The sequence below is a fragment of the Pseudomonas sp. NPDC087817 genome (assembly GCF_044742875.1).
Taxonomy (GTDB): Bacteria; Pseudomonadota; Gammaproteobacteria; order Pseudomonadales; family Pseudomonadaceae; genus Aquipseudomonas.
The window spans coordinates 110,269-119,097 of the sequence record NZ_JBIUVJ010000012.1 but is presented as its reverse complement, the minus strand read 5'-3'; the positions used below and the strand labels follow the sequence as shown (position 1 = coordinate 119,097).

At 58.5% G+C, this 8,829-nt stretch carries 12 protein-coding genes (1 of these 12 only partly in view); 8 read left to right on the top strand and 4 right to left on the bottom strand.

Features of this window, described 5'->3' with window-relative positions:
* Window positions 1–625 precede the first annotated feature (625 nt).
* Entirely contained in the window at window positions 626–907 is a 282-nt protein-coding gene (locus tag ACIONG_RS12365; RefSeq protein WP_025113131.1) for a GNAT family N-acetyltransferase, read from the top strand.
* A 60-nt stretch (window positions 908–967) separates the two neighbouring features.
* Here the strand turns inward: ACIONG_RS12365 and ACIONG_RS12360 are convergent, their stop codons facing one another.
* Both ACIONG_RS12360 and ACIONG_RS12355 read right to left on the bottom strand, forming a co-directional pair.
* The gene (locus ACIONG_RS12360) at window positions 968–2,044 is read right to left on the bottom strand and encodes a 3-deoxy-7-phosphoheptulonate synthase (RefSeq protein ID WP_103304732.1); all 1,077 of its coding nucleotides are present in this window, start codon (window positions 2,042–2,044) and stop codon (window positions 968–970) included.
* A 130-nt stretch (window positions 2,045–2,174) separates the two neighbouring features.
* Window positions 2,175–2,618 carry a PilZ domain-containing protein gene (locus ACIONG_RS12355; protein WP_103304733.1) on the bottom strand — a complete coding sequence of 148 codons (444 nt, stop codon included), beginning with the start codon at window positions 2,616–2,618 and terminating at the stop codon, window positions 2,175–2,177.
* Between ACIONG_RS12355 and ACIONG_RS12350 the strand changes: the two genes are divergently transcribed.
* The 5 genes from ACIONG_RS12350 (at window position 2,617) to cysB (ending at window position 6,583) form a co-directional block, all read left to right on the top strand.
* The gene (locus ACIONG_RS12350; protein ID WP_401299653.1) at window positions 2,617–3,003 is read left to right on the top strand and encodes a thioredoxin family protein; all 387 of its coding nucleotides are present in this window, start codon (window positions 2,617–2,619) and stop codon (window positions 3,001–3,003) included. The genes ACIONG_RS12355 and ACIONG_RS12350 overlap by 2 nt on opposite strands.
* On the top strand, window positions 3,004–3,957 hold the full coding sequence (locus tag ACIONG_RS12345; RefSeq protein WP_401299651.1) for a putative 2-dehydropantoate 2-reductase: 954 nt from the start codon (window positions 3,004–3,006) through the stop codon (window positions 3,955–3,957). It abuts the gene before it with no gap.
* A 30-nt stretch (window positions 3,958–3,987) separates the two neighbouring features.
* Complete coding sequence (locus tag ACIONG_RS12340) at window positions 3,988–4,893, top strand: 5'-nucleotidase (RefSeq protein ID WP_201237345.1); 906 nt, start codon at window positions 3,988–3,990, stop codon at window positions 4,891–4,893.
* 98 nt (window positions 4,894–4,991) lie between these two features.
* Complete coding sequence (locus ACIONG_RS12335; protein WP_103304737.1) at window positions 4,992–5,495, top strand: universal stress protein; 504 nt, start codon at window positions 4,992–4,994, stop codon at window positions 5,493–5,495.
* Window positions 5,496–5,608: 113 nt separating this feature from the next.
* Window positions 5,609–6,583, top strand: a complete 975-nt coding sequence (cysB, locus tag ACIONG_RS12330; RefSeq protein ID WP_007908591.1) for an HTH-type transcriptional regulator CysB — start codon at window positions 5,609–5,611, stop codon at window positions 6,581–6,583.
* Between the two features lie 9 nt (window positions 6,584–6,592).
* Here cysB and ACIONG_RS12325 read toward each other — a convergent pair whose 3' ends face one another.
* Complete coding sequence (locus ACIONG_RS12325) at window positions 6,593–7,075, bottom strand: GreA/GreB family elongation factor (RefSeq protein ID WP_103304738.1); 483 nt, start codon at window positions 7,073–7,075, stop codon at window positions 6,593–6,595.
* A gap of 2 nt (window positions 7,076–7,077) precedes the next feature.
* On the bottom strand, window positions 7,078–7,485 hold the full coding sequence (locus ACIONG_RS12320) for a hypothetical protein (protein WP_103304739.1): 408 nt from the start codon (window positions 7,483–7,485) through the stop codon (window positions 7,078–7,080).
* 124 nt (window positions 7,486–7,609) lie between these two features.
* Between ACIONG_RS12320 and earP the strand changes: the two genes are divergently transcribed.
* A complete protein-coding gene (earP, locus tag ACIONG_RS12315; RefSeq protein ID WP_401299647.1) occupies window positions 7,610–8,752 on the top strand; it encodes an elongation factor P maturation arginine rhamnosyltransferase EarP in 1,143 nt (380 codons plus the stop codon).
* Between the two features lie 48 nt (window positions 8,753–8,800).
* Window positions 8,801–8,829 carry the 5' end (the start) of an elongation factor P gene (locus ACIONG_RS12310; RefSeq protein WP_401299644.1) on the top strand. 487 nt of this gene lie beyond the right edge of the window, so only the first 29 of its 516 coding nucleotides appear in the window; its start codon is at window positions 8,801–8,803; the stop codon falls past the right edge of the window.

Sequence of the window (8,829 nt, the reverse complement as noted above, 5' to 3'; positions counted from 1 at the left end):
CAAGGACTTTCAATTAAGTGGCTGTCTCCTCCGATTGAGGACATAGCCGGCGTACATACTACCCATTACTGGTTGTAAGTAAACTGACGTAAGGCAAGAAGCAAAAAAAATTGTAGGCGTTGATTCTTTTTCGAGCAACTTTTAACTGCGTTGTTTAAAAAATATCCAGCTGCAAGCCCCGAGATGAGCGAGTTAATGAGAAAAAGTTCCCGTTGCTCCGTGCTGTTTTTGCAGTCTTGGCTAAAGTCTGTCTAGATGAATACGTCCATACTTTTGTTCCGATTTTGCGCACTGCTTCGCGTATCTTTCTGCATGTTGAGGTGACTTTAAAAAAGGCCGCACGTCTTAAGTCTCAACATCCGGCAATGTTCAGGTGAGCAGCCCGGGAAGATCTTCTCCCAGGCCCACCCTGCGTCCATCGGAGCAACCCCCGTCAACTCGCTTGATGACGAGCGTACCTTGAGCATTTTTGCCAATGGTGCCTACTATTTATCAGGTGCCAGGTTGCGCGAGATCGGTGTGGCTCTTCTCGGTGTCCATCAGGCACGGGGTGGCGTAGATGTTCCTTCGCCGGAAAAACATCGGTAAGGTAGGGGTCAGAATTCAAGACCCGCGAGGAGTAGTGATGAGCGAGGCGTTGTCCATCCACCATGACCAGGCTGGTCATCAGTTCGAGACCAATGTGGACGGTCATCGTGCCTACCTGACCTATATGGATCTGGGGAAACAGACCCTGGATATCTATCGCACCTTCGTGCCCAACGCCCTGCGTGGCCGTGGCATTGCCGCGGCGCTGACTGAAAGCGCGCTGCAATACGCCGAAGAAATGGGCTACACGGTGATCCCGTCGTGCTCCTACGTCGAGCGCTACATGGAACGCCATCAGAAGCGCGCCGCGAAAATCTGAATCGCACACACAAAAACGCCGGGCATTGCCCGGCGTTTTTTTATGCCTGTAAAACGCGTATCAGCTGCGCTGGCGTTTCGGCAGAACATCCTTGAGCTTGGCGTGCATGCTGCGCAGGGTGTTCTCGGTGGCGGACCAGTCGATGCACGCATCGGTGATCGACACGCCGTATTGCAGGTCGGCGAGATCTTTCGGAATCGCCTGGCAGCCCCAGTTCAGATGACTCTCGACCATCAGGCCGATGATCGACTGGTTGCCTTCGAGGATCTGGTTGGCAACGTTTTCCATCACCAGCGGTTGCAGGGCCGGGTCCTTGTTGGAGTTGGCGTGGCTGCAATCGACCATGATGTTCGGCTTGATCTTCGCTTTGTTCAGCGCCTGCTCGCACAGGGCAACACTGACCGAATCATAGTTCGGCTTGCCATTACCACCGCGCAGCACCACATGACCGTAGGCGTTGCCTTTGGTGGTGACGATCGACACGCCACCTTCCTGGTTGATACCGAGGAAACGGTGCGGGCTGGAAACCGACTGCAAGGCGTTGATCGCCACGGTCAGGCCGCCGTCGGTGCCGTTCTTGAAGCCTACGGCCGAGGACAGGCCGGAAGCCATTTCGCGGTGAGTCTGGGATTCGGTGGTACGTGCGCCGATGGCCGACCAACTGATCAGGTCCTGCAGGTATTGCGGGGAGATCGGGTCGAGGGCTTCAGTGGCGGTTGGCAGGCCTTTTTCGGCCAGATCCAGCAGCAACTGGCGACCGATGTGCAGACCGTCCTGGATCTTGAACGAGTCGTCCAGATACGGATCGTTGATCAGGCCTTTCCAGCCGACCGTGGTGCGCGGCTTTTCGAAATACACGCGCATGACCAGATACAAGGTATCGGAGACTTCCGCAGCCAGCACCTTCAAACGGTCGGCGTATTCGTGGGCAGCCTTGATGTCGTGGATCGAGCACGGGCCGATCACGACGAACAGACGGTGGTCAGTGCCATCAAGAATGTTGCGAATGACTTCACGGCCCTTGGTGACGGTGCGCAAGGCAGCACCGCTCAGAGGGATATCACGCTTGAGCTGATCGGGAGTGATCAGGGTCTCGTTAGAGGCGACGTTTAGGTCGTTGATCGGTAAATCAGCCATCGTTTACTCGTCAGGTCACGGGTGCCGGCCGCCAGCGATCCCCGCGCGGCGGAGCACAGCAGATTTAAGCGCGTCGGGGAGCGGAACCTTAGCGCGTTACGCGCCTGCTCGACAATGGGCAAACGCCGCTTTAATCCAGCACTGGCTGGGCAAAAGCCTTGCGAACGCTGTCGTGGGAGAACTCATCGGCATGTTGTTCGACCCATTGCAGGGCCAGCGCCTGGATATCCTGCAGGTCATCGTGGGCATCGTTCATGCGGCAGTAGCGTTCGATCTGACACACCTGCTCACCCATTCGCGCGCTGAACAGCGTTTGTTCGTCGGTGAACGCGATCCCCACCAGATAACCTTTTTTGCGACGCAGACACCACGCCACATAGCCCGGATAACAGATGTCGGCATTGAGCGTCGGCATGCGCACTTGCAGGGCCGTGCCATGGCGCCAGGCACGGTGGTAATTGCAAGCGATGCCGCCGAGGCTGATAGTGTGCAGCTGTTGCCTGGAAATGCACTCAGGCGTGAGCAAGGTTAATTCAACCGGCACCTCGTCCGGATGAGGAATGAAACGTCCCATGAGCACAGACTCCCTGTGTCGGCCATTTGACATTGTTTCCCCCAGTATAGTGGTCGAATCCGAACTGACCGATTTCGACGCCGACCAACGGCTTTTGGCGATGAGCGGCGTTTCGCTGGTGATTTTCACCAGCGTCGGCTGCGCCAGTTGCCGTTATGCCCGCGAAGTGTTGCCGGATATGGCGCTGGCGATTGATCGCCTTTGCTGGATCGACGCTGGCAACAACGGCGGGTTGGTGGAGCGGTATCAGATCTTTCATTTGCCGGCGCTGTTTGTCGTGCGCGACGGCGAGTTCTTTGGGGCATTGCACACGCGCCTGACGGCCGATGCGCTGAACGCAGCGCTGGCGCAGGCACTGAGTCGAATTGCAGAGGAGTTGCCATAAATGGGGACAATCAACAAACCGGTCGTGGGGATTATCGGCACCGGTGCCATCGGCGGGTTTTACGGCCTGATGCTGGCGCGTGCCGGTTTCGATGTGCATTTTCTGCTGCGCAGCGAGTTTTCCGCGGTGGCCGAGCACGGCCTGCAGGTGGACAGCGCGGTGCATGGTCTGCTGACGCTCAACCCGGTGCAGGCCTACTCTTCGGCTGAAGACATGCCCAAGTGCGACTGGCTGCTGGTGGGCGCCAAGACCACCAGCAATGCCAGCCTTGCGCCGTCGATCATTCAAGCGGCAAAACCCGATGCGAAAGTGCTGGTGCTGCAAAACGGCCTCGACGTCGAGGACAGCCTGCGTGAACGGCTGCCTGAGTCGCTGCATCTGCTCGGTGGTCTGTGCCTGATCTGCGTGCATCGCGAGGGCCCCGGGCAGGTGACCCACCAAGCACTTGGCGCGGTGAACGTCGGCTACCACAGTGGCCCGGCGGCTGATGACATTGCGCGTATGGCGCTTGTCGAGGAAGGTTCGGAACTGTTCCGCGCCGCCGGCATCGATTCCCAGGCGATGCCCAATCTGCATCAGGCACGCTGGCAGAAACTGATCTGGAACATCCCTTATAACGGTCTTTCGGTATTGCTCGGCGCCAGCACTACGCCGCTGATGGCCGATGCCGACAGCCGCGCATTGATTCAGGCGTTGATGGCCGAAGTGGTGCAGGGCGCCAAGGCGTGTGGTGTGGAAGTGCCAGCCGGGTATGCCGATTTCCTGTTTACGATGACCGAGAAAATGGCCGATTACTGGCCGAGCATGCATCACGACTTTTTGCATAAACGACCGCTGGAGCTGGAGGCAATCTACGCCCGACCACTGGCGGCCGCCAAAGCGGCGGGGTGTGAACTGCCGCGAATCGAGGCGCTGTATCGAACATTGAGCTTTATTGATCGACGCAACACTTGAGTCGTTTTTTTGCGGGTGCTGGGGGAAAACATGGCGAAAAACATTGATGACAAACTGGTGCTGGCGATCTCGTCGCGCGCTTTGTTCGACCTGAGCGAGAGCCACAAGGTCTACCTGTCGAGCGGCGTCGAAGCCTATCGGCAATATCAGATCGAGCACGAAGACGAGATCCTCGCGCCCGGCGATGCCTTCCCCCTGGTGGAAAAACTCCTGAGCCTGAACAGTCGCCTCGGCCGCGCCCGGGTCGAGGTGATTCTGGTGTCGCGCAACAGCGCCGACACCGGGTTGCGCGTGTTCAACTCGATTCATCACTACGGCCTGGCGATTTCCCGCGCAGCGTTTGTGGGCGGGCGCAGTCCTTATCCGTATCTGAAAGCCTTTGGCTGCGACCTGTTTCTTTCGACCCACGCCGAGGATGTACGCGCAGCGCTGGATGCAGGTTTTGCCGCTGCGACGATTCTGTCCGGGGGCGCCAGCCGAGCGGCCAGCGATGAGTTGCGCATCGCCTTCGACGGCGACGCGGTGATTTTTTCCGACGAATCGGAACGGATCTATCAGTCCGGCGGACTCGAAGCGTTTCAGGCCAAGGAGCGTGAGGCCGCACGCGAGCCATTGCGCGGAGGGCCGTTCAAGGGCTTTTTGGCGGCGCTCAATCTGTTGCAACGCGAGTTCCCCGACGACGACTGCCCGATCCGCACGGCACTGGTCACCGCACGTTCGGCGCCGGCGCATGAGCGAGTGATCCGTACGCTGCGGGAATGGGACATTCGCCTCGACGAATCACTGTTCCTCGGTGGCCTGACCAAATCGGCGTTTCTCGAAGCGTTTGCCGCCGACGTGTTCTTCGACGATCAGGCCGGCCACTGCGAACTTGCCCGCGAAGTGGTCGCCACCGGCCACGTGCCCCACGGCATCAGCAACGAACCGTCGATCTAAAGCCCCTGTGCTTCAAGACGTTGCGTCGCACGTCGTACTCGTCAAGGCACTGCTAAGCTGAATCAAATCTCCGCCATGTTGGCTTGCGAGGAGGTCATATGATTCGTTCGATGCTGTATGCCACTGACCTCGGTCTGTACGCACCGTTAGTGATGCAGCATGCCCTGGCTTTGGCGCGAACGTTCAATGCCGACTTGTATGTGGTGCACGCGGTGGAGCCGATGGGATTGTTTGCCGAGTCGGTGTTGCAGAGTTATCTCGACGAGCAGGCATTGAACGAATTTCACAGCCAGGGTCTGAAAACAGTCATCGCCAACATCGAACAGCGGGTACTGGAGAGCTTTCGCGAAGAACTGGGGGACGAGGGCGAGCAGGATCTGCAGCGCATTCGCGCGGTACGCGTGGTGCAGGGCGATCCGTCGCAGGTGATTCTTGACCAGGTGCAGAAACTCTCTGTCGATTTGCTGATCGTAGGAAGTCACAGCCACGGGGTGGGCGCGGAAACGCCGTTGGGCCGTACGGCGGCGCGGGTCCTGCAGTTGGCCAAGGTCCCGGTTTATCTGGTGCCACTGGTGGAGCGTCGGCGGCGGGAGGATCGCTGAGTCAGGATTAATGGCACTTTGATAAAAAAGTTCTAGATTTATTATTCAAACCATTAATATAGTTATATACCGTCGCTGATGCCCGTGGCGTCTACCTGCTTTGAGGGATACATATGAAGCTTCAACAATTGCGCTACATCTGGGAAGTGGCGCACCACGACCTCAACGTTTCCGCTACAGCCCAAAGCCTTTACACCTCGCAACCGGGTATCAGTAAACAAATCCGCCTGCTGGAAGATGAACTCGGCGTTGAAGTGTTCGCCCGCAGCGGCAAGCACCTGACCCGCGTCACCCCGGCGGGCGAGCGCATCATCACCACTGCCGGTGAGATTCTGCGCAAGGTCGAAAGCATCAAGCAGATTGCCCAGGAATTCTCGAACGAGAAGAAAGGCACCCTGTCGATCGCCACCACTCACACCCAGGCACGTTATGCGCTGCCGCCAGTGATCAGCAATTTCATCAAGCAATATCCGGACGTGGCACTGCACATGCACCAGGGTTCGCCGATGCAGATCGCCGAGATGGCCGCTGACGGCACCGTCGATTTCGCCATCGCCACCGAAGCGCTGGAGTTGTTCGGCGACCTGGTGATGATGCCATGCTATCGCTGGAACCGCTGTGTGGTCGTGCCGCAGGGGCACCCGCTGACCAAGCTGCCTAAACTGACCCTCGAAGCGCTCGCCGAATATCCGATCGTGACGTACGTGTTCGGCTTCACCGGTCGTTCGAAACTCGACGAAGCGTTCAGCCATCGTGGCCTGACGCCGAAAGTGGTTTTCACCGCTGCTGACGCCGATGTGATCAAAACCTACGTGCGTCTGGGTCTGGGTGTGGGCATCGTCGCCAAAATGGCCGTCGATACCAAACTCGACAACGATCTGGTGGTGCTGGATGCCAGCGAGCTGTTCGAATCGAGCATCACCAAGATCGGTTTCCGTCGCGGTACGTTCCTGCGTGGTTTCATGTGCGACTTCATCGAAAAGTTTGCCCCGCACCTGACCCGCGAAGTGATGGCCAAAGCCATTCAGTGCCACAACAAGCAAGAGCTGGAAGAGCTGTTCGACGGCGTCGAGCTGCCTGTCCACTAAGTCCCCGCGTCAAAGCACCTCGGTGACAGCAAATTGTTGCCGGGTGCCTGCCACCAGAATCTCCACCTCGTCCCCCTCGAACTTGCCCAGCAGGCTTTTGCCCAGCGGCGAGCGCGGGGTGATGACGGTAATCGGCTGACCGACCACGTCGACTTTCAGTCCCGCCGCATCCGGCGCCAGAAACAGCCATTGCTCGCGACCCTTTTCGTCTTCCAGACCGAGCAGGGCGCCGATTTCTATGCCTCGGTTCTCGTCGTAGGCGCGCAGCGTCAGCGCCTGGCACAGCGCCAGTGACTGACGAATTTCCTCGACGCGTTTTGCTTGCCCGGCCGCCAGATAAGACGCCTCAAGTCCCAAGGTGTCGTACTTGTTTTCGGCGATGTTCTCTTCGTGGGTCGCGGTTTCGTAAGCGGTCTGCGCGGCGCGTTCGGCGATATCGAGGTCGATGCGCAGTTTGTCGAGAATCAATTGGTGGACCGTGTGTTTGTTCATGATCAGTCGCAGAATTGCAAAACGTTGGCGCGGCTCTTTTCGCTGGGCGCATTCTGGTCCTGTTGCAGCCAGAACTGGCATTTCGGATTCGATTGATTGCGGCTGCTGCTGCGCGCCTGATCGAGCCGATTCTGTTGCTCGTTCTTGCGCAGGTTTTCCTCGTATTGATCGAACAACGGGCTCTGCGGCGGAATATTCGGCACCGGCTGGGCCGCCGGCGGGTTGGCCAGTTGCTGCACGGCCTGGGCCACCGGCGCCAGTTGCTCGTTGAACAAAAAGCGCGAGAGCAGCCAACAGGTCAGCGCGATCGCCAGAAAGCCCAGCCACATGCCCAAGGCAATGCTGCCGGTCAAATGCAGCGCGCTGAGTTGAACAGGCAAGGGACGACGCGGATTGGGACGATAGGGCATGGCTGCCTCCTGGCGGATGGTTGCGGGCAAGTCGCGATTGTCGCACGAAGATTAATCGGCGTCGGCTCTTCTGCACGGGGTCATTTATGCGGACAATCGGTGCTTTTGCCAACGGGAGTCTTGAATGTCGAAACTGAAAACCCGCTGGGATATTTTTTGCACTGTCGTCGATAACTATGGCGATATCGGCGTGACCTGGCGCCTGGCCCGGCAATTGGTGGCGGAGCATTCACTGGCGGTGCGACTGTGGGTCGATGATCTGCGCGCGTTCGAACGCATCTGTCCAGAGATCGACAGCACCGCTACACAGCAATGGCAGCAGGGCGTGGAGGTACGGCACTGGCCGGGCGAGTGGCCACAGACTGAAGCCGCTGATGTGGTGATCGCCGCGTTCGCCTGTCAGTTGCCCGGCGATTATATGGACGCCATGGCCGAGCGCGAAAAGCCGCCTCTGTGGATGAACCTCGACTATCTCAGCGCCGAAGAGTGGGTCATCGGTTGCCATGGATTGCCGTCGGTGAAATACAAGTCAGTGCAGAAGTTCTTCTTCTTTCCGGGATTTCAGCCGGGCACGGGCGGACTGCTGCGTGAGCGAGGATTACTCGAGCAGCGTCGGCAATCTCAGCAGGATCCGCAAGCTCAGCGACAATTCCTGCAAGGTTTGGGGATCGAGCGCGCGGCGGGCGCTCAGCTGATTTCGCTGTTTGCCTACGAGAATGCCGGGCTGGCCAGTTGGCTGGATGTACTCGCAGTCGACGCGACACCGACTCACTTGCTGGTGCCGGAAGGGCGGATTCTCGGTGACGTCGCGTGTTGGCTCGGGGTCGAGACTCTCAGCGTCGGGGCAATACATGTGCGTCAGGCGCTGACCGTGCAGGTGCTGCCGTTCGTCCGTCAGGATCAATACGATCATCTGCTCTGGTGCTGCGATTTCAATGCGGTGCGCGGCGAAGACTCGTTCGTCCGGGCGCAGTGGGCGGGGCGGCCGATGCTCTGGCACATCTACCAGCAGGACGAAGACATCCACCTGGACAAGCTCGATGCCTTCCTCGCTCTGTATTCGCACGGTCTGTCGCCAGCAGCGGCCCAGGCGATGAACGGTCTCTGGCAGGCCTGGAGTGCTGGTCAGCCGATCGGCGGACATTGGCTCGAGGCCCGTAAACATTGGCCAGAACTACAGGAAAATGCCGAAGCATGGTGTCTGGAACAAGGCTTGCAGGCGGATCTTGCCACGGCGCTGGTACAGTTTTACCTAAATTGGATATGATACGCGGCCTAGATTTTTGTAAATCCCATCCAAATTCGGATATTCGCAATGAAAACTGGTAAAGAACTCAAACCCGG

Excerpts from the sequence above, each read along its gene's own strand:
- ACIONG_RS12365 (WP_025113131.1), top strand. The coding sequence starts at position 626 with ATGAGCGAGGCGTTGTCCATCCACCATGACCAGGCTGGTCATCAGTTC.
- ACIONG_RS12360 (WP_103304732.1), bottom strand. The coding sequence starts at position 2,044 with ATGGCTGATTTACCGATCAACGACCTAAACGTCGCCTCTAACGAGACC.
- ACIONG_RS12350 (WP_401299653.1), top strand. The coding sequence starts at position 2,617 with ATGAGCACAGACTCCCTGTGTCGGCCATTTGACATTGTTTCCCCCAGT.
- ACIONG_RS12355 (WP_103304733.1), bottom strand. The coding sequence starts at position 2,618 with ATGGGACGTTTCATTCCTCATCCGGACGAGGTGCCGGTTGAATTAACC.
- ACIONG_RS12345 (WP_401299651.1), top strand. The coding sequence starts at position 3,004 with ATGGGGACAATCAACAAACCGGTCGTGGGGATTATCGGCACCGGTGCC.
- ACIONG_RS12340 (WP_201237345.1), top strand. The coding sequence starts at position 3,988 with ATGGCGAAAAACATTGATGACAAACTGGTGCTGGCGATCTCGTCGCGC.
- ACIONG_RS12335 (WP_103304737.1), top strand. The coding sequence starts at position 4,992 with ATGATTCGTTCGATGCTGTATGCCACTGACCTCGGTCTGTACGCACCG.
- cysB (WP_007908591.1), top strand. The coding sequence starts at position 5,609 with ATGAAGCTTCAACAATTGCGCTACATCTGGGAAGTGGCGCACCACGAC.
- ACIONG_RS12325 (WP_103304738.1), bottom strand. The coding sequence starts at position 7,075 with ATGAACAAACACACGGTCCACCAATTGATTCTCGACAAACTGCGCATC.
- ACIONG_RS12320 (WP_103304739.1), bottom strand. The coding sequence starts at position 7,485 with ATGCCCTATCGTCCCAATCCGCGTCGTCCCTTGCCTGTTCAACTCAGC.
- earP (WP_401299647.1), top strand. The coding sequence starts at position 7,610 with ATGTCGAAACTGAAAACCCGCTGGGATATTTTTTGCACTGTCGTCGAT.